Genomic DNA, 19,690 nt, shown 5'->3' with positions numbered 1-19,690 from the left:
TGAACTATTAACATAACACAACAAAAGTCATGAATCCGGAGGTGAAATTTCTCCCAAGAAAACAGCAGAAGCGCACAAAAAACCCGAGCCTTCGGCCAGGCTCGGGAGAAATGTTCACTCATTCGTCTGCGGTTTCTGGTGCTGCTTTTGGTCTTCAGGAGGCTGCGTATTTCTTTCCATATCGTCCGTATCAGTGCCCATGCCTTTCAGGAAAGAAAACAGCAGAGTGACGGCCTTGTTGATTTCCGGGTCTTTTAAAGCGCGGACGATATCAAAATACCCCGTCTTCCTGCCGCTGTCTTTTTCCTCGACGGCCTTTGTGACGCCCGCATTGATTTTAACGATAAACGGCTCAAGCTGTTTTACATCGAGCATGCCGAGAACGCCGCTTAACAGCAGGAGATTTTTCAGCATATTGGCCGTTTCCGGAGTATTCGCCTTTTTCACGAGGATATCCATCACTTTGTCTCCCTGGCCGAAGAGCCCGCGCAGAAGCGCCAAAACGCCGCGCTCGTTCATGTGCTGAAGAATGTGCAGAGATTCCAAAATCGCGTCTTTATTTCGCAAAAGAGCCGTCTCGATCTCTTCTAAGTCCTTTTTTCGTTTGTCTTCTTCTGTGACGGTCTGTTTTCGGATGCCGCTGATTGCTTTAGCCATTTTGCTGTTTCCCCCTTTTTACGGCGTCTCCCGGAAATACATAATCTTTACGCGCCCATTTCCGATCAACCCGGACACCGATCTGCGGCTGCGGGTTTCCGTAACGGAAATTGATTTTCGGAAGCGGATTAACGCCTTCTTTTTTCAAAATCTCCATCTTCGCTGATGTTTCTTTATAAGCCGGTGTATCGGTATCCTTATCCGCATAGCTGCTTGTCAAAAGGTTAATGGCGGCGTCTTTTGAATCGTTCATCGGAAGATAGACTTGTTTGCCTTTTACCCTGTCTGTGATGACGCATTTGACTTTCACATTTCCGTACGGTGATGTCAGACGGACAAGCGTTCCGTCTTCCAGCCCTCTTTCTTCGGCGAGTTCGGGCGAGACCTCAAGGAACACACTCGGTGTTTTTTCGGATATTCCTTTTGATCGGTAAGTCAGATTTCCTTCGTGAAAATGCTCGAGCAGCCGCCCGTTATTCACATGGATATCATATTCTTCACCAAATTCTTTCGGCTCGGTCCACTGAACGGGATATAAAATCGCTTTGCCGTCTGAAAACGGGAACTTATCCGTAAATAAAAGCGGTGAATCGGTTCCGTCCGCTGCAACCGGCCATTGCAGTGAATTGTAGCCTTCGAGACGTTCGTAAGTGACGCCTGCATAGAGCGGCGAAAGCATTGCCGCTTCTTCCATAATGTCTGCCGGATGTTCATAGTGCCAATCAGCGCCCAGACGGTTGGCGATGTCCGTAATGATCTGCCAATCAGGCTTTGAATCGCCCAGCGGTTCAAACACTTCGTAAAGGCGCTGCACCCTCCGTTCCGTATTCGTAAACGTCCCTTCTTTTTCAAGGCTCGGGCTTGCCGGAAGCACGACATCGGCGAACTCGGCCGTACGCGAAAGAAAGATATCCTGCACAACGAAGAAATCAAGCTTTTCAAATGCGGCATGAACATGGTTAATATTGGAGTCGACAAGCCCCATTTCTTCTCCTTTTAAGTACATGGACTTCAGTTTTCCTGAGTGGATGCCTTCGATCATTTCATGATTTGTCATTCCGATTTCTTTCGGCAGGTCTGTTCCCCAACCCTGTTCATACTTTTTGCGGGCTTTTTCATCCGTTACTTTTTCATAGCCGGGGAAGCTGTCAGGCATACTGCCGAAATCACTGGCGCCCTGCACGTTATTATGGCCCCGAAGCGGATATGAGCCTGCGCCGGGCTTGCCGTAATTCCCGGTCACAAGAAGCATGTTGGAAATGGCTGTGCTCGTATCACTTCCTCCGATATGCTGGGTGACACCCATCGCCCACAGTGCGCACACGCTGCCGGCTTCATGAATCATCCGGGCCACTTTGATTAAGGTATCCTTGTCCACACCGGTATGTTTTTCCGCATATTCCATTGTATAAGGTTCAAGGCTTTTCACGAATTCATCTAATCCGTTCACTCTCTCCTTCAGAAATGCAGTATCCGCCAAATCGTGATCAAGCAGATATTTCGATACGGCATTCAGCCAGACATTATCTGATCCGGCACGCGGCTGGAAAAACACATCAGAGCGCTCGGCCATTTCATGTTTACGCAAGTCAGCGACGACGAGCTTCTGTCCGTGCAGCTTATGAGAACGTTTAATGCGTGTGGACAGGACGGGGTGAGACTCAGACGTATTTGAGCCGATAATCAGCACGAGCTCAGCTTTTTCTATATCTGTAATCGACCCTGAATCACCGCCGTATCCGACCGTTCTGAACAATCCGGCCGTGGCGGGAGACTGGCAGTAGCGTGAGCAGTTGTCGACATTATTTGTGCCGATGACAGCTCTTGCAAGCTTCTGCATCACGTATGATTCTTCATTCGTGCATTTGGAAGATGTGATAAAGGCAAGTGCGTCCGGGCCGAAATGTTCTTTTATATCAGTAAATTTATCAGCGATCAGCTGTAGCGCTTCATCCCATTCCGCCTCCCGAAACGAGTCTCCTTCCCGGATAAGCGGTTTGGTAAGGCGCTTTTCACTATTGACGAAATCCCAGCCGAATTTCCCTTTCACACATGTCGAAATGCCATTTGCGGGCGCCTCGGCCTGAGGTTCTACCTTTAAAATGTCTCTTCCTTTCGTCCATATATCAAAACTGCAGCCGACACCGCAGTATGTGCATACGGTTTTCGTTTTTTTGATTCTTTCATCCCGCATGGCCGATTCCATGTCCGATATGGCCAAAATCGATCCGTATCCGGTTTCGACGCCTTTTGTGATGTCAATCATCGGCCGAAGCGTCTCTTGGTTAATGCCTGTTAAATACCCCGCTTCGCCTTCCATGCCTTTTTCCATCATGGCATTGCACGGACATACCGTTGAACAATGTCCGCAGGAAACACATGATGATTCATTGATCGGCACATCCTGATCCCAAATGACCCGCGGGCGTTTCCGCTCCCAATCAATGCTTAACGTTTCGGTTACCTGTACGTCCTGACAGGCTTCGACGCAGCGTCCGCACAAAATGCACTGGTCGGGATCATATCTGTAAAACGGATTTGATTCATCTTTAGGATACGGTTTTTGATCGAACGGAATGCTTTGATGATTGATTTTCATTTCCTTTACGGTATTATGTACTTCGCAGCTCCCATTGTTGTAATCACAGACCGTGCAGTACAATTCATGGTTGTGCAAAATGTTGTCCATGCCGATAATCTGCGCTTTTTTCACATCAGACGAAAGCGTATCGATGACATCGCCGTCCTTTATTTGCGCGGAACACGAACGCACCAGTTCCCCGTTAACATTGACGATGCAGGTATCGCACGTTTCAATCGGCCCGAGACTCGGATGATAACACACATGCGGCACGTCAATTGAACTATTATTCAAAAGCTGCAAAACGGTTTGACCGTCCGGCGCTTCCATTTCAACCCCATTGATTGTAACCTTCTTTGTATCAGCCATTTTCTTTTCCCCTTTCTGTACCCCTCTATACATCCTCTATGATTCCCAACCGGCCTTTCACTAAAACATCTCGTTTATCTCAGGAAACATACGGGTATGAGCGGTAAAAAGGAGGCGTTCACATATGTTGAAGAAAAAAACACTCGCCGCGGGATTGTCGGCAGTGATGCTCACGGGATGCGCATTCGGCGCAGAAGCATTTTCAGATACACAGCCCGTCCATGCCGCAGCCGCTTCAAAAACGGAAAACCAGCGTGCACAAGAACTGGTGAACAGCCTTTACCAATCGGCGTTTAAAGGGGAAATGCCGCAAAATGTGAGAGGCCTGAAAATCAACCAAAGCACAAGACAGGACGTTTACGATAAAATCGGCGAGCCGGAACAAAAAGCAGACAGCCGCAATCCATTTGATTTATACAGCTGGAACATGGGAAACCCCGGTTATGGATTTTCCTATCATAAAAACGGAAAAATCTCGGAAATTCGCTATTTCGGAACAGGGGTCGAGCGGCGCTTAAACCTCGGCGGCGTCACACCTGACGTCTTAAGCAAACAAATCGGCAGCGCTGACAAAATCCTGACAGTGCCAAAAACGGGCGAAACAGATTACGTCTACCATACGGGGCAGTATGAGCTCCGCTTCGTCATCGGCAGTGATCAAAAAGCAGACCACGTCAACCTAAAAGCAAGATAACGCGAAAAAAGCGGCCTTCCGGGCCGTTTTTTTGATAGACAGCTTCTCCGTCGTTCCTTACAATACATGGGAGTACAAAAAAAGGGGAACAGTTTGAAGTGAATAGACATCCATTGACATACGGAATATGTACCGTTTTTATCATCGCCCTCGGTTTGCTGTCCAGAACCGCATACATCACCGCCCTATTGCCCGGCATCATAAACGCTTATTTAGGAGATGCCTTGTGGGCGGCAATGATTTTTACAGGATTCGGGCTTTTATTTCGGCACATCCGGACGGAAACAGCCGCTATCCTGAGCCTCTCGTTTTGCTGTCTGATTGAATGCAGCCAGCTGTATCACGCGCCGTGGATTGATGCGGTCAGAAGCAGCACGCTCGGCGGGCTGATCCTCGGCTGGCAATTTGTCTGGAGTGACATTTTTGCCTATACTCTCGGGGTATGCGCTGCCGCATTTTTAGAATGGGCCGTAAAAAGAAACCGCCAGTCCCCTTCATAATCGGAGCACGCCGCCGATATGAAGGGATAAGGAGGTGGAAGCTATGGATATCCCTGCGTTATCAATTGCTATGCACCAAGCATCTCTGGCGCAGAATGTAAATATCGCTTTAACAAAAACGGTCATGCAGCATACACAGGCTGCGGCGGAAGAAACAGTGAAAATGCTGCCGTCCCAGCACCCGACTGCCGGCCACTCAATTGATGTGAAAGTGTAAAAAAAGATGCCGGATGATAACCGGCGTCTTTTTTTTTGCCCGTTGTACGTACACCATACCGGGCATACAGGAATAAGGTAAACGGAACCATCATTTGAAAAGGAGGTTTTCCTCTTGTACGATCCTTTCTATCATGAATACACAGCCGAGAGCCACGAACGGGTGCCATATCATTATCCGCGGCCGCCTTATTATTTCCCTAGACCATATCCATACTATCCGCGGCCGCCTTATTATTTCCCCAGACCGTATCCATACTATCCGCGGCCGTATATCCCGTTCTATCCCTGGTATTAATGTTTGAAAAGAAATGACCGCAGACAGGAGGCTTCCCCTGTCTGCTATTCAACTTTGACCGACAGAATATACGGGAGAGCTTGAACTTTTTCCATTACCGCCGCTTTCCCGCTTTTGCTTTTCACCCTTCCCTTCACTTCAAGCACCGCCTTATTCAATTCATAGGACGTAATAAGAATTCCTTTTTTCTCAAGAGATGTTAAAATATCATGCATGACGGCTTTCTCTTCAATCCTGAAACTGACAGACAAAGAATGCGCCGCCGGTTTAAACAGAAAATTTAACAGTTCAAGCCCGATTAACGCCAAAATCGTGCCGCTGATGCCAATGACATACATACCTGCCCCGATCGTCAGTCCGATCCCCGACGTAGCCCAAATCCCCGCGGCCGTCGTAAGCCCCCGCACGACATGCCGCTGCAAAATAATCGTGCCGGCTCCTAAAAATCCAACGCCGCTGACGACCTGCGCCGCCACCCGGCTCGGATCAAAGGACGTATGGCTGTTGGATAACAAATCAAAAAAGCCGTATTTGGAAACGATCATCATCAAGGCGCTGCCGACGGCCACTAAAAAATGCGTCCTCAAACCGGCTTCCTTCGCCCTGAATTCTCTCTCCAATCCAATAAGAGCCCCGAGCAGACCCGCAACCGCCAGACGAATCACAAAATCAAGTTCCATCCGTCTCTCTCCTTTCCTTATCTTCTTACCCGCTTTTTATCCCCCGTATCTTTTTCAATCAGCACAAGACTGCCCTGCTGAAAAAACTGCATTTGAATATATACTTTGGTTCTTTATCATATTGTCAGCGCCCTTATTTATATGCGGAAGGTATCAAGTTGAAGTTTCCAAAATAAGGGATATAACTTATTGAGAGTATATTAAACAAGTTTATTCGTTGAAGCTGCGGCCGCTTGTCTCTTCCATCTTCTAAAAACAGAACAAATACCGCTCCCTCATGCTCAAAAATTGCTTTCAATCCGCAAAAATATATCGTAATATAAGATATAATCTTAATAAACGATAGAAGGTGAATGATGATGTCAAACGAAATAATCCGATTAAATGACCTCTGGACAGATATTTACTACCGGCTCCGTTATCAGCACCATGAAAAAATTACTCACCAAGGTGTACGGATTCTGCAAGTCATTCAAAAAGAAAAGGCAGTCGGAATAAAAGACATTGCCGAAGCGATTCAAGTATCACATAATACCGCTTCGGAACATATAAAGCGGTTACTGCAGAAAAAGTACGTTTATAAAACCAGAAGCGTTGAGGATGAGCGGAAAGTCATTTTAAAACTTACCAGTTTGGGGGCGGATGTCCTTTACCGGCATTCCGGTCTTGATGAAGAAAAGCTTAAACAGCTCCTTTTTGACAGCATGAATAATGAAGAAAGAACACTTGTCTTAAAAGCATTCAGTTTGATGAAGGAGCGTGCTGAAAATGTTTACGATCGTTAAAATCATTGTCTCCGCTGCTATTATTGGGATTATCACTGAAATATCAAGAAGAAGCCCGAGTTATGGAGGTCTTATAGCGGCTTTACCAATTGTCAGTATGCTGAGCATGGTTTGGCTGTACATCCAAGGCGAAACGAAGGAGACATTAAGTCATTTTGCATTCAGCGTGGCTTCCGGCATCCCCTCCACAGTCATTATGCTGGTCATTATCGGCATCGCCCTTCGCCATTCACTGTCTTTCATTGCCGCATCAGGGCTTGGACTTACAGGATGGCTGGTTTTCTTGTATGCTCAGGATTTTATCGTAAAACATATAAACAGTCAGCAATAAGCACCTTAGCGCTTGTTTGTAAATACGAGGAATTTAAAAAAAACAGGGATACCCCTGTCTTAAAAGTGACTCCGATTAAAAAGCGAAACCCCTTTCTTCACGAGAAGCAGACACCGCTGAACACAAAAACATCCCGTGTTGCGAACGGAGTCCGCAGCCTGTACAGCCATATCGGCATGAAGAACCGGCTGATCTCTCAAACAGAATGTCCGGCAATCACCTCAAAAAACGAGGTGAAGTCTGTCAGTATCCCGTCACCCGCCAGCTGTTTTTCTTCAAATAGCGCGCGGTTTTTTCCGAGCGGGTCAATGGCTATAATCTTGCCTGCACCTGCTTTTTTCGCCGCTGTGAGCCCCGAAAAGGCATCTTCAATGACTAAGCATTCTTCAGGTCTGAGGCCTAACTTTTCCGATGCGATGAGAAAAATATCCGGCGCCGGTTTTCCGGGGAAGCTCCCGTCATCAAACGTGACTTTGTCAAAATCAAACCACCGATTCAAATGAAAGACGTCAAAGTAAAACTCGACATTTTCCTTTACCGTAGCCGTGGCAATGGTCATCGGCGTTTCTGATTTTTTCAGATGGTTCAATACACCGGTCAGTCCTTTCGTCAGCTTTAACTCATCTTTGTTTTCAAGGCATAATTCTCTGTAGTAGGCTTCTTTTTCAAAAGACAGCTTCTCGATTTCTTCATTTGTTAAATCGCCGGAAATAAAGTACGTCAGGATTTCACTGTTTGTTCTCCCGTGAATGTTCACGAAAATGTCTTCATTAGAAATGGTTTTCGGCGCGTATTTTTTCACCATGAAAAACCATGCTTTTTCGTGCAGATGCGAATCTTGAAACATCGTGCCGTTGAAATCAAAAATAACTCCTTTCATCGAACCGCCCGCCTTTTTATTTTTTTGCGATTTTGACATCTACATATTGCTCGTAATGAATTTGAACATCTTTCATTACTTTATCATCCGTAATCAGATAATCCATATCATGCAAGTTATAGAACACGTAAAAATCTTCCCGGTTGAATTTTTTATTATCCGCCAGCAAAAATTTCGTCCGCGAATTATTCAGCGCGATTTGATGGGCTTCCCCTTCTTCAATGCTGTAAGAAGAAATCTCATCATTATGTATGCCGTTGGCGCTGATGAAGGCTTTCGTAAAATTGAATTTCTGCAGATTGCCGTTCACGATGGGCCCGACGAAGGCACCGGTATTTTTCCGGAAATCGCCGCCAATCAGGATGGTATCCGCAGTGTCACCATGTTTTAAAATATCAAATACGGGATAGTTGTTTGTGATAATCCTGATTCGCTTATGCAGCAAGTGTTTGGCTAAAAGTTCAATCGTCGTGCCGGGCCCTAAAAAAACGGTATCGCCGTCATTTACATAGGAAGCTGCGAGTTCCGCGATCTTCTCCTTCTCCTCCATTTGAACACCCAGTTTTTCATTATGCGATAATTCGTGATCAATGGAATAAGAAATGCTCTGTGCGCCTCCGTGAATACGTACGATTTTTCCGGCCTTATCCAGCTCGTCCAGATCTCTTCTCACTGTCATATCAGAAACATCCAGTTCATCGATAATATCACTCACCGTAATAAACCCCCGCGAGTTTACGATATCGATGATTTTTAAAAGACGTTCTTTTTTTAACATGTTCAATCATCCCCTCAACTTTACACACAATCTAACACACCGCGGCAATCTGGTCAACAAAAACAAACACTAACAAACAACATGATCAACATATAAAACAACGAAAAACTTATATAACCCCTATGAACACAGATTTTATTTCTTTATGAAGCTATTGACAACAAAAATGTATGCGTTTACTATTAAACAAAAGATAACAATTACAAACATTAACAAACTCCAATTCACACATTGGCGAAGGAGGATTCAGTAATGCTCAAATTACCTCATGACTTTATTTTCGGCGGGGCGACTGCGGCATATCAAGCGGAAGGCGCCACAAAAGAAGGCGGCAAAGGGCCTGTGGCCTGGGATGAATTTCTTGAAAAACAGGGAAGATTCAGCCCTGATCCGGCAAGTGATTTTTACCGCCAGTTTCCGGAAGATATTAAACTATGTGAAAAATTCGGAATAAACGGCATCCGCCTTTCTATAGCCTGGACGAGAATTTTCCCTGACGGCACGGGCAAAATCAATCAGGAAGGTGTTGATTACTATCATCGTATTTTCTCAGAGTGCCATAAACGCAACGTCACCCCTTTTGTCACGCTGCATCATTTCGATACACCGAAAGGATTGTTTGATCAGGGAGACTTTCTCAACCGCGCTGCGATAGAAGCGTTTGTCAGCTATGCGGAGTTTTGCTTTAAAGAATTCAGCGAAATCAGATATTGGAGCACGTTTAACGAAATTTATCCCACAGCCACCAACCAGTATTTACTCGGGGTTTTTCCGCCATCTGTTAAAAGTGATATCACAAAAGTCATTCAATGCCTCCATCACATGATGGTAGCGCATGCGATGACCGTCAATCTTTTTAAAGACGGCGGCTATCCGGGAGAAATCGGTGTCGTCCACTCATTGGAAACAAAATATCCCGCCAGTGACTCAGAAAAAGACCGCCACGCCTGTTTTCTGGATGACGCGTTATCAGTGAGATTCCTCCTCGACGCCACCTACCTTGGCTATTATTCTGAGGAAACCATGCGGGCTCTGGATGAAATCTGTGAGGCAAACGGCGCTTCATACGAGTTTTCAGACAGTGACTTTGACGTGATGAAAAAAGCTTCGACGCGCAATGATTATCTCGGCATCAATCATTATCAATGCCATTTCGTCAAAGCGTACGACGGAGAAACCGTTATTCACCATAACGGAACGGGCGATAAGGGCACTTCGGTCTATAAAGTAAAAGGAATCGGCGAAAGAATTTACAAAGAAGGCCTGAAGCGGACCGATTGGGACTGGCTCATTTATCCTGAAGGTCTGTATGACATGCTGATGCGCATCAAACGGGACTATCCGCAATATAACAAAATTTACATTACCGAAAACGGCATGGGCTATAAAGATGAGTTTGAAGACGGCATCATTATGGATAAGGCAAGAATCGACTATTTAAAAGTCTATTTAGAAGCCGTCAGTAAAGCGATTACCGACGGAGTCAACGTAAAGGGGTATTTCTTATGGTCCTTAATGGATTTATTTTCATGGACCAACGGCTACAACAAACGTTACGGTCTTTTTTACGTCGACTTCGACACCCAAAAACGGTATCCGAAAGAATCGGCCTACTGGTACAAACTTGTAAGTGAAACAAAAACAATCATTTAACGATCATACATGGTGAAAAGAGTCTCTTTTCATCATGTGTGCCGTCTTTAGGAGGTTTTTTCATGACAAAGGAAGAATTGCAGATGCTCGGTTTTGAAATTGTCGCCTATGCCGGTGACGCCAGAAGCACTTTATTGAAAGTCCTGAAAGAAGCCCGTGCCGGAAACTTCGAAAACACGGAAGCAGCATTGAAAAGCGCCGATGAAAATTTAACCCTCGCCCACAATGCGCAAACGAAAATGTTAGCTGAAGAAGCTGACGGCAAGGACATGGAATTAGGATTTATTTTCGTTCACGGTCAGGATCACTTGATGACAACCCTTTTGCTCCGTGATCTTATTCAGGATTTTATAGAACTCTACCGAAGCCGCCGATAAGGAGTGGAAAAATGAACGGTATCATCAAGCAAATCGAAAAGGGAAAACCGTTTTTTGAAAAAATCTCAAGAAACATTTATTTAGGTGCGATCCGCGACGGCTTCTTAACGGCCATGCCTGTTATTTTATTCGCCAGCATTTTTATCCTCACCGCCGCTGTGCCGGAAGTGTTGGGTTTCACTTGGCCTAAAAGTGTTTCTGAATGGCTTTGGAAAGTTTATAACTATTCAATGGGCGCCCTCGGTCTGATCGTTGCGGCAACAAGTGCGAAATGCCTGAGTGAATCAATGAACCGAAAAATGCCGAAAAACAAAGGGATCAACCCCGTTTCAGCGATGCTTGCTTCAGTCGTCGGGTTTCTCATTTTAAGCGTCACTCAAATCGACGGCGGATTCTCCACGGAATACCTCGGCACAAAAGGTCTTTTAGCCGCTTTTGTATCCGCTTTCATAACAGTGAACGTTTACAGATTCTGCGTGCTGAAAAATATTACGATTAAAATGCCTAAAGAAGTACCGGGTACCATTTCACAAACATTTAAAGATGTTTTTCCGTTCGCTTTTTCCGTTCTGGCCATGGTAATCATTGATTTATTGATCAGGAATATGCTGAACGTATCTTTTGCAGAGGCTCTCTCCTCTCTCTTATCGCCGTTTTTTACCGCCGCAGACGGTTATCTTGGGATTTGTGTCATTTGGGGAATGATGGCGCTGTTCTGGTTTGTCGGCGTTCACGGGCCTTCTATTGTGGAGCCGGCCATCGCAGCTATTATTTACGCAAATGTGGAGGCGAACCTTCAGCTTCATAATGCCGGTGAGCAGGCGTCCAACGTGCTGACCGTCGGACTCGGGAACTTCGTCGGCACAATGGGAGGGACCGGCGCAACCCTTGTTGTTCCGTTTATCTTTCTTCTTTTCGCGAAATCCAAGCAATTGAAAGCAGTCGGAAAAGCATCCGCGGTTCCGGTGTCTTTCGCAGTAAACGAACCTCTGCTCTTTGCTGCGCCGATCATTTTAAATCCTTATTTTTTCATTCCGTTTGTTGTAACGCCGATGGTGAATGTCTGTCTGTTTAAATTTTTCGTGGATGTCATCGGAATGAACAGTTTTATGTATGTTCTTCCGTGGGCCACCCCGGCGCCCGCCGGCTTGATTCTCGGAACCGGCATGGGGCTCTCGGCTTTTGTGCTGACGGCTGTATTAATCATTGTCGATTTCCTGATATACCTGCCATTCTGCAAAGCTTATGACAAAGTATTAGCGGCGAAAGAAGCCCAACACACCGAGCCTGAAAGCGCGCCGCAAACATTACAGCCCGCCATGGCCGGCGCCTCAGAAGACGCGGCCTCCGTCATCAGCACAAATTTTCAGGAATCCTCATCCGCCTTGGAACACGGCACCAATGTGTTAGTGCTGTGCGCTGGAGCGGGAACGAGCGCCATGCTTGCGAACGCACTGACAGAAGGAGCCGAAGAATACAACGTGCCGATTACCGCCTCAGCAGGCGCCTACGGTTCCCATTACGACATCATGAAAGACTTCGATATGATCATTTTGGCTCCGCAGGTCGGCTCTTATTATGATGACATTAAAGAAGATGCGGATCGCCTGCATGTGAAACTCATTGCAACGAAAGGAGCGGAATATATCAGTCTCACCAGAAATTCACAAAAAGCCATTCAGTTCATACTGGAGCATACCTCAAAATAGAATCGGAGGTTTATCATGGATGCCAAACTTTTGAAATCAAGATTCGAAGACATTTTCAAGAGAAGTAACGGAGAACTGTTTTTCGCACCCGGCCGGATCAACCTGATCGGGGAACATACGGATTATATAGGCGGTCACGTTCTTCCATGCGCGATCACGATCGGAACATATGCCGTATGCGCAAAACGCGGAGATCATCAGATCCGGTTATACTCAGAAAACTTTCCTGACAGCGGCATTGTCTGTCTTGATCTTTCCGCCACAGCATACAAAAAAGAAGACGGCTGGGCCAATTATCCGAAGGGGATGATCCATTACCTTCTTAAAGCCGGCGGCCAAATAGACAGCGGAATGGATATTCTTTTTCACGGTACGATTCCAAACGGAGCCGGTTTAAGCTCCTCCGCTTCTATTGAAATGTTAACCGGTTCCATTTTAAGGAAGTTATTCAGTCTGGACGTTTCCGATACTGAACTGGCGCTTATCGGGAAAAGAGTCGAAAATGAATTTATCGGCGTGAATTCAGGCATTATGGATCAATTCGCAGTGCAAAAAGGCAAAAAGAACATGGCCATTCTGTTAAACTGCGATAAGCTTGAGCACGAAATGATTCCGGCTGCTTTTAACGGATACAAAATCGTCATTATGAATACGAACAAGCGCCGGGAGCTGGCGGCTTCAAAATATAATGAACGCCGCAGCGAATGCGACGCAGCTCTTTCAGAACTGCGGCAATATCGGAATATCGCATCACTTGCGGAATTGACGGGAGAAGAATTCAACAAACTCGAATCCCTTCTCTCCTGTGAAACGTTGCGTAAAAGAGCCCGGCACGCGGTCAATGAAAACGAGCGGACCCTCTCAGCCGCGGAGGCTCTCAAATCGAATGATTTGAAAACGTTCGGGGAGCTGATGAATGCGTCCCACCGTTCGTTACGCGATGATTATGAAGTGACCGGTGACGAATTAGACGCGCTCGCTGAAGCAGCCTGGAAAGAAGGAGCGCTCGGAGCACGGATGACGGGCGCGGGGTTCGGCGGCTGCGCCATAGCCATTGTGGAAAGTGAAGAAACCGCCGGCTTTACCCGGGCCGTTTCATCTCACTACCGCAGCAGGACAGGTCTTGAAGCATCTTTCTACATCGCGGATATAAGCGATGGCGCGGCTGAATGGAGGGAAAAATAAATCATGGCGATTCTCGTTCTCGGCGGAGCCGGCTATATCGGTTCTCATGCGGTTGATCAATTATTAAACAAAGGATTGAAAACGATAGCTGTGGATCATCTGCAGACAGGCCACCGGAAAGCTGTTCATGAAAAAGCAGTCTTTTACCATGGAGATATCCGTGACAAACCGTTTCTTCGCTCTGTGTTTGCGAAGGAGAACGTAACAGGCGTTCTCCATTTTGCCGCTCAATCCCTTGTCGGCGAATCAATGAAAGACCCTCTTTCATATTTCAATAATAATGTGTACGGTACGCAAATTACGCTGGAGGTCATGCAGGAATTCGGAGTCAAACACATTGTGTTTTCTTCATCCGCCGCTGTATACGGCGAACCTGAAAAAGTGCCCATCACAGAAGACATGCCGGAAAAGCCGGAAAGCGCATACGGCGAATCAAAACTCATGGCAGAAAAAATGCTGAAGTGGTGTGAAACTGCCTGCGGCATAAAATATGTCTCGCTTCGGTATTTTAACGTTGCCGGCGCGAAAACGGGCGGTTCCATCGGAGAAGATCATCATCCAGAAACCCACCTTATCCCTATCCTTTTACAAACCGCGCTCGGTCAGCGCGAGGAGGTTTTGATATTCGGCACTGACTATGATACAAAAGACGGCACGTGCATCCGCGATTATGTCCATGTTTCCGATTTAATCGATGCCCATATTCTCGCTCTGGAATATTTGCAAAACGGCGGAGACAGCGGCATTTTCAATTTAGGATCAAGCAGCGGGTTTTCCGTATCAGAAATGGCGGAAGCGGCCCGGCAAGTGACCGAAAGAGACATAAAAGTAAGAGCGGCCGCAAGAAGACCCGGTGATCCAAGCACTCTCATCGCTTCCAGCGATAAAGCGCGGAACATTCTGGGCTGGAATCCGAAACAAACGGACATATCGGAAATCATTGCATCAGCATGGAATTGGCATCGGCAACATCCAAACGGATACAAGGACAAATGAAATGGAGGCGGCAGTCATTGAAGTTTTTGAATCAGTGGCAGGGTTTCTGAAAGAAAGCACTGTCTTAGGCGACATAAATGAAACAGATGTGATTTACACAAGAAACAGACTTCTCGATCTGCTCGGACTGACGGATTATGCAGAACCGAAACATATCAAGAAACAAAACAGGCTTTACTATTTGGATGAAATGGTGAAAGACGCGGTAAAACGGTCAATCATTAACGATACGCCGGCTGAAAGAGACATGCTGGGAAGCAGAATCATGGACGTGATCACACCGGCCCCTTCTCTGATCAATGCCGCATTCAGCAAATTGTTATCAGATTGTCCGAAAAAAGCAACAGATTATTTTTATAGATTGAGTCAAAACAACGACTATATTAAGACGCGGGCCATTCGAAAAAATATCGTGTACCGCTCACCAACACCTTTTGGAGAATTGGACATCACCATTAATTTATCAAAGCCCGAAAAAGATCCTAAAGACATCGCCGCGGTAAAAAACAGTCCGGAAAACCGGTATCCGACATGCCTGCTCTGTATGGAAAACGAGGGGTATGCCGGCACACCGCATCACCCCGCCCGTTCAAACCACCGCATCATCAGGCTTGACTTAGCGGGAGAACAGTGGGGTTTTCAATACTCTCCTTATGCGTATTACAGCGAGCATGCCATCTTTCTTTCAAGCGTACACAAGCCGATGAACATCAGCCGTGACAGCTTCAGAAGGCTCCTGGCCATAACGGAAATCTTCCCGCATTATTTCGCGGGATCAAACGCAGACTTGCCGATCGTAGGAGGCTCCATTCTTTCTCACGATCATTATCAAGGCGGCGGCCATGAGTTTCCGATGGCAAAAGCGGGTTCCCTCTACCCTTTTCATATGCGTCATTTTCCAGACGTTCAGGCCGAAGCCGTGAAGTGGCCGGTATCAGTGATCCGCCTTCGCGCAAAAAATCCGGATTTGCTGACAGATGCCGCTGCGTATGTTTTTGAAAAGTGGCGGGAATATTCAGACGAAACCGTCAGCATCATCGCAAAGACAAATGAACCCCATAATACCGTCACTCCAATTGCCAGACGCAGGGGAACGGATTTCGAAATGGATCTCGCTCTCAGAAACAACCGCACCTCCGAAGATTATCCGGATGGCATTTTTCACCCGCATCAAGATGTCCATCACATCAAAAAAGAAAATATCGGTCTGATTGAAGTGATGGGACTCGCCGTTTTACCTCCCCGCCTGAAAGATGAGCTGGCAGAAGTGAAAAAGTATTTACTGAATAAACCTCATGACATCAAAGACATTCATCTTCCGTGGGCCGAAAACATCAAAGCGAATGAAGACGTGACACCGGAAAATGCAGCCGCTGTTTTACAAAAAGAAACCGCGAATGTATTTTTACGCGCGCTGACCGATGCAGGCGTTTTTAAAATGACACCCGAAGGAATTCAGGCGTTTCAGCGTTTCACGACGTTATTGGAGAATGGCAGCTGAAACATTCAGAGTGAAATCAATCAACAATCTTTTTTATCAGGAGGTATTGTGATGTTCAAAAACCGATTGAAACGTGTATTTGTAAACGCAATCTGTCTTTCTCTCATTTTCACTGCTTTTACATTCTTTGAGAAGTCTCCTAAAGCAAAAGCGGATGCCCCGTTTGCCTATGGCGCTGATATAGGATGGCTGAAACAAATGGAGGACGAAGGTGTGCGCTGGCTGGATGACGGCGGAAAACAGAAAGATGCCTTGCAGATTCTTAAAGATCACGGAATAAATGCCGTGAGACTGAGAGTGTTTGTGAATCCGCCAAGCAGCTATTATTGGCTGAAAGACGGCACAACATGGACCATGCTCGGCTATAGTGACAAAGCGGGCGTACTTGCGGCGGCCAAAAGGGCAAAAGCGTTAGGAATGAAGGTAATGGTTGACTTCCATTACAGTGATGTGTTCGCTGATCCCGGCCACCAGATCAAGCCGAACCAATGGACCGGCTATTCAAGCAGCCAGCTGCAGGCAGCCGTGTATAACCATACGTACGATGTCATGAAAGAACTTAAAAATCACGGCATCTCCCCTGATTGGGTGCAAGTAGGAAATGAAATGAATTCAGGAATTTTACTGCCCGACGGCAGCACGAACGATTTCAGCAAATTGACCGCCTTACTGAACAAAGGCTATGACGCCGTGAAATCCGTCAGCCCGGCCACCAAGGTCATCAGCCATTTGGCACACGGCACGGACAACAGCCTATTCAGATGGTGGTTTGATCAATTCTTTAAAAACGGAGGAAAAACCGACATCATCGGCGTTTCGTTCTATCCCTATTGGGAAGGTAAGCCGTACTGGGAGCTCACCAGCCATTTATCATCTAATTTGAATGACATCGCCTCACGCCACAACAAGGAAGTCATGGTGGTTGAACTGGGCGGAGATGAAAATAATCCGAAAGATTCCTACTGGACCATAAAAGACACCATAAAACTGGTGAAAGCCGTTCCGAACGGCAAAGGAACCGGCGTATTTTACTGGGAACCCGAAGCTCACTCCAGCGTTCTGTCAGACGCGTATCCATTAGGCGCAACCGCCAAAGTGTCTAAAAACGTCTTGAAATACACAACCGCAATTGACGCTTTTCATGACGCCGCAACAGGAAAGAAATAATCAATTACTAAAGATAATCCATATACTGAATTGGTTCCTCCGATTATAGCTATAAACACAACTCATTTAAAGAATGTGTTTTAGACTTTCAAAATGTTATATAGAAAATTCAGAAGAGGCCCATTATGTAAAAATCACTGGGCCTCTTTAAAAATATGTTCGATGCTGTAATTCTATTTTATATAACATCTCACTAATAAATTATACACATAATATTTTAGACATTTTAACTGCCTTTCATCGATTGATGGGTAAATTAATATTTCTGTTTCTTCTTAACTGGCTTCATTGACCCATAGACAGTTTATGAGAGAGTACGTTAAACACCCTATCACTACAGGTTATCTTTTACTCAATTTAGTTATTTTACTTAACATTACTCTATCATTTTCCGATGCTCTTTTTAGCGATTTTATCTCATATGACTTTCCTTTGTTTATTACTACAAATTCAGAATCATTTTGTACATACACCTGAGAGTTAGGCGATTCATAATATCCGGTAACGTTTTCTAAGACGGTCTTGGAGTTCTCTTTATTATACAGATCATAGTTTACCGGGGGTCTACTTATAGCAAATTTCCCAAAGACAACAACATCATCCTTACTGGGCGTATTGTTCGCCTCCATAACAAAAAAGACACTAAAAATTATAACTAGCAAAATCACAACTAAAGTTCCTGTAAACATAAACTTCTCACTTCTTTTCCAATTCATAATAAACCTCCTTTCCTTTATCTTATCATGGAATATATTAAAATATAAAATTTTAAAGTTATTTTAAGGTAATTTTATCAATATATGTGCTAACATATTTATGAATAATTTGAAAAGGGAGGATAGTATACAATTACAAGGAAAAAAAGAAATAATAAGGAGTTAACTATGAAAAACAAATTTTTGAATCATTTGTTGAAAATATCTTCATTGTCAGCGATTTTAATTTGCTTATATTTTCCTCAAACTACCCTTGCAGCAAACAAAGAAAAGAAAATCGCTGAAACAGAAAAAGTCTATTATAACAATGAAGCAAAAAACATTTACAAAAAGATAAAAAACGCGAATGACCACGCTAAATTAAACTACAATTCAACAATAAAAGAAATTAATAAAACTCAAAAACAATTAGATAATCAAAAAAACAATGATACGCCGGTATTTCACACTCTTGGTTTAAACAAAACATTTTATAGAACAACTCTTCAAGGTTTAGCTTTAACAATGGGCTCATTTGATTTGGAGACAGCAGGCAATTTTCTATGGCATTCACTAGATGATCACCCAAAAGCCAGAAGTTTTCCTGCTGGATCTACATATTCTAATGGCTTTTCAAATACAGCTGTTTACTCAACAATATCAAAAAAAATGGCGGCCAAAATCAAATCTGAAAATAAAAAAGGACATAAAGCAATTGGAGGATCAAATCTAAGCGCTGCTACTTCTGCAGGCAATGCTGGTTTAGATTGGTATCTTACAATAGGTAAATTCGCTTATGATTGGTATGCGGAAAAACAAAGTGGCGGTAAGTGGAAAGTTTGGATAGGTATCCACGATACATACGATTACCAAACGATTAAAAAATCTGGTGGCGGTATCCCTGGCGCAATTGTTAAAGTCGCAAATAATTATGCAGCTGATGCTCAAAAAGCTGGTGCTCTAGTTCCTTATAATATAGACATGTATATGGAACAAACATATAAACCATGATTAACAAATATTACCGTTAAAAAAGAGCATACTTTTTATTCTTCTAGGGCAAGTGAAAAAAATACACAATAACACTCAAACATTTTCGTTGGCTATAAATAATTAATCACTTGTAGAGAAACCTCTGTTTTTCTACAAGTGATTCTATCAAACAATTAATAGTGTCACCAATTCATCACTTCTAGAATAAAAAAACATCATAGAGTTTTTAGTTCCATTTCCAATCTTATAACAATTATTTTTATATAATATGAAACTTATTGTGTATATTGTAATACTTTGAGCTTTAATAATATTAATTCCTCCAAACTGGTTATAAAAATATAAAACATTTGATAACCAGATGCTTAAATAAAAAGAACATACACTTAATAATATCTCACCTCAGTCCCTCTAAATCACCAACCAAGTCAAAAAATAAAAACGGTTAGAAACGTTGATGTAACACCTTTAATCGCCGTATGATTCCGATAGTCTCGAACCAAAGATCTTTACTCTGTCAAGGTAGTTGATGCCCTGCAGCAAGTATATTCAATTCTCATCAACCCTTTCATTTTGAGACAATGAAGGTTGTAATTAGGAGGGTTAGATAAAAATCTGCAAATATTCCGCCACTAATTTCAAGTG

At 44.6% G+C, this 19,690-nt stretch carries 19 protein-coding genes and 1 pseudogene; 14 read left to right on the top strand and 6 right to left on the bottom strand.

The window, feature by feature from the left end:
- Positions 1–114 precede the first annotated feature (114 nt).
- Positions 115–657: a helical membrane plugin domain-containing protein gene (locus SB847_RS01800; RefSeq protein ID WP_003154925.1), complete on the bottom strand. Its 543-nt coding sequence runs from the start codon at positions 655–657 to the stop codon at positions 115–117.
- Complete coding sequence (gene fdhF, locus SB847_RS01795; protein WP_410577300.1) at positions 650–3,607, bottom strand: formate dehydrogenase subunit alpha; 2,958 nt, start codon at positions 3,605–3,607, stop codon at positions 650–652. The genes SB847_RS01800 and fdhF overlap by 8 nt, the downstream gene beginning before the upstream one ends.
- Before the next feature lie 124 nt (positions 3,608–3,731).
- Here fdhF and SB847_RS01790 point away from each other — a divergent pair, with 124 nt between their 5' ends.
- The 4 genes from SB847_RS01790 to SB847_RS01775 all read left to right on the top strand — a co-directional run bounded on the left by SB847_RS01790 (position 3,732) and on the right by SB847_RS01775 (position 5,315).
- On the top strand, positions 3,732–4,301 hold the full coding sequence (locus SB847_RS01790) for a YjgB family protein (RefSeq protein ID WP_410562750.1): 570 nt from the start codon (positions 3,732–3,734) through the stop codon (positions 4,299–4,301).
- A gap of 98 nt (positions 4,302–4,399) precedes the next feature.
- The gene (locus tag SB847_RS01785) at positions 4,400–4,801 is read left to right on the top strand and encodes a ribosomal maturation YjgA family protein (protein WP_038457694.1); all 402 of its coding nucleotides are present in this window, start codon (positions 4,400–4,402) and stop codon (positions 4,799–4,801) included.
- Positions 4,802–4,844: 43 nt separating this feature from the next.
- A complete protein-coding gene (locus SB847_RS01780) occupies positions 4,845–5,018 on the top strand; it encodes a YjfB family protein (protein ID WP_069955905.1) in 174 nt (57 codons plus the stop codon).
- 114 nt (positions 5,019–5,132) lie between these two features.
- Entirely contained in the window at positions 5,133–5,315 is a 183-nt protein-coding gene (locus SB847_RS01775; protein WP_072177299.1) for a hypothetical protein, read from the top strand.
- Positions 5,316–5,598: 283 nt separating this feature from the next.
- Here SB847_RS01775 and SB847_RS01770 read toward each other — a convergent pair.
- A pseudogene (locus tag SB847_RS01770) lies at positions 5,599–5,995 on the bottom strand (MgtC/SapB family protein); the annotation flags it as partial.
- Positions 5,996–6,354: 359 nt separating this feature from the next.
- Here SB847_RS01770 and SB847_RS01765 point away from each other — a divergent pair.
- Both SB847_RS01765 and SB847_RS01760 read left to right on the top strand, forming a co-directional pair.
- Positions 6,355–6,780: a MarR family winged helix-turn-helix transcriptional regulator gene (locus tag SB847_RS01765; protein ID WP_410562756.1), complete on the top strand. Its 426-nt coding sequence runs from the start codon at positions 6,355–6,357 to the stop codon at positions 6,778–6,780.
- The gene (locus SB847_RS01760; protein WP_044802843.1) at positions 6,764–7,111 is read left to right on the top strand and encodes a DUF3147 family protein; all 348 of its coding nucleotides are present in this window, start codon (positions 6,764–6,766) and stop codon (positions 7,109–7,111) included. Before SB847_RS01765 ends, SB847_RS01760 begins: the two co-directional genes overlap by 17 nt.
- A 196-nt stretch (positions 7,112–7,307) precedes the next feature.
- Here SB847_RS01760 and SB847_RS01755 read toward each other — a convergent pair whose 3' ends face one another.
- Together SB847_RS01755 and SB847_RS01750 are read right to left on the bottom strand one after the other, a co-directional pair.
- Entirely contained in the window at positions 7,308–7,991 is a 684-nt protein-coding gene (locus tag SB847_RS01755) for an HAD family hydrolase (RefSeq protein ID WP_410562759.1), read from the bottom strand.
- Positions 7,992–8,007: 16 nt separating this feature from the next.
- Positions 8,008–8,769, bottom strand: a complete 762-nt coding sequence (locus SB847_RS01750) for a DeoR/GlpR family DNA-binding transcription regulator (RefSeq protein WP_007610724.1) — start codon at positions 8,767–8,769, stop codon at positions 8,008–8,010.
- Positions 8,770–9,021: 252 nt separating this feature from the next.
- On the opposite strand from SB847_RS01750, the gene lacG reads away from it, so the two are divergent.
- The 7 genes from lacG (at position 9,022) to SB847_RS01715 (ending at position 17,357) form a co-directional block, all read left to right on the top strand.
- Positions 9,022–10,422 carry a 6-phospho-beta-galactosidase gene (lacG, locus tag SB847_RS01745; protein ID WP_088462267.1) on the top strand — a complete coding sequence of 467 codons (1,401 nt, stop codon included), beginning with the start codon at positions 9,022–9,024 and terminating at the stop codon, positions 10,420–10,422.
- 62 nt (positions 10,423–10,484) lie between these two features.
- The gene (locus SB847_RS01740; RefSeq protein ID WP_044802842.1) at positions 10,485–10,799 is read left to right on the top strand and encodes a PTS sugar transporter subunit IIA; all 315 of its coding nucleotides are present in this window, start codon (positions 10,485–10,487) and stop codon (positions 10,797–10,799) included.
- A gap of 11 nt (positions 10,800–10,810) precedes the next feature.
- Positions 10,811–12,508, top strand: coding sequence for a PTS lactose transporter subunit IIBC (locus SB847_RS01735; protein ID WP_410562764.1), 1,698 nt, complete (start codon positions 10,811–10,813; stop codon positions 12,506–12,508).
- Positions 12,509–12,523: 15 nt separating this feature from the next.
- The gene (locus SB847_RS01730) at positions 12,524–13,693 is read left to right on the top strand and encodes a galactokinase (RefSeq protein ID WP_130571106.1); all 1,170 of its coding nucleotides are present in this window, start codon (positions 12,524–12,526) and stop codon (positions 13,691–13,693) included.
- A gap of 3 nt (positions 13,694–13,696) precedes the next feature.
- Entirely contained in the window at positions 13,697–14,689 is a 993-nt protein-coding gene (galE, locus tag SB847_RS01725; protein ID WP_410562767.1) for a UDP-glucose 4-epimerase GalE, read from the top strand.
- A gap of 1 nt (position 14,690) precedes the next feature.
- The gene (gene galT, locus SB847_RS01720) at positions 14,691–16,190 is read left to right on the top strand and encodes a UDP-glucose--hexose-1-phosphate uridylyltransferase (protein ID WP_410562771.1); all 1,500 of its coding nucleotides are present in this window, start codon (positions 14,691–14,693) and stop codon (positions 16,188–16,190) included.
- 51 nt (positions 16,191–16,241) lie between these two features.
- Complete coding sequence (locus SB847_RS01715) at positions 16,242–17,357, top strand: glycoside hydrolase family 53 protein (RefSeq protein ID WP_044802837.1); 1,116 nt, start codon at positions 16,242–16,244, stop codon at positions 17,355–17,357.
- A gap of 341 nt (positions 17,358–17,698) precedes the next feature.
- On the opposite strand, the gene SB847_RS01710 is transcribed toward SB847_RS01715, so the two are convergent.
- The gene (locus SB847_RS01710; RefSeq protein ID WP_044802836.1) at positions 17,699–18,073 is read right to left on the bottom strand and encodes a hypothetical protein; all 375 of its coding nucleotides are present in this window, start codon (positions 18,071–18,073) and stop codon (positions 17,699–17,701) included.
- Between the two features lie 168 nt (positions 18,074–18,241).
- Between SB847_RS01710 and SB847_RS01705 the strand changes: the two genes are divergently transcribed.
- The gene (locus tag SB847_RS01705) at positions 18,242–19,063 is read left to right on the top strand and encodes a hypothetical protein (protein WP_052510534.1); all 822 of its coding nucleotides are present in this window, start codon (positions 18,242–18,244) and stop codon (positions 19,061–19,063) included.
- Positions 19,064–19,690 lie beyond the last annotated feature (627 nt).

Source organism: Bacillus sp. SIMBA_026 (assembly GCF_046535335.1).
GTDB classification, from domain to species: domain Bacteria; phylum Bacillota; class Bacilli; order Bacillales; family Bacillaceae; genus Bacillus; species Bacillus velezensis.
The sequence above is the reverse complement of the archived record's forward strand: the minus strand, read 5'-3'. Positions and strand labels throughout refer to the sequence as shown.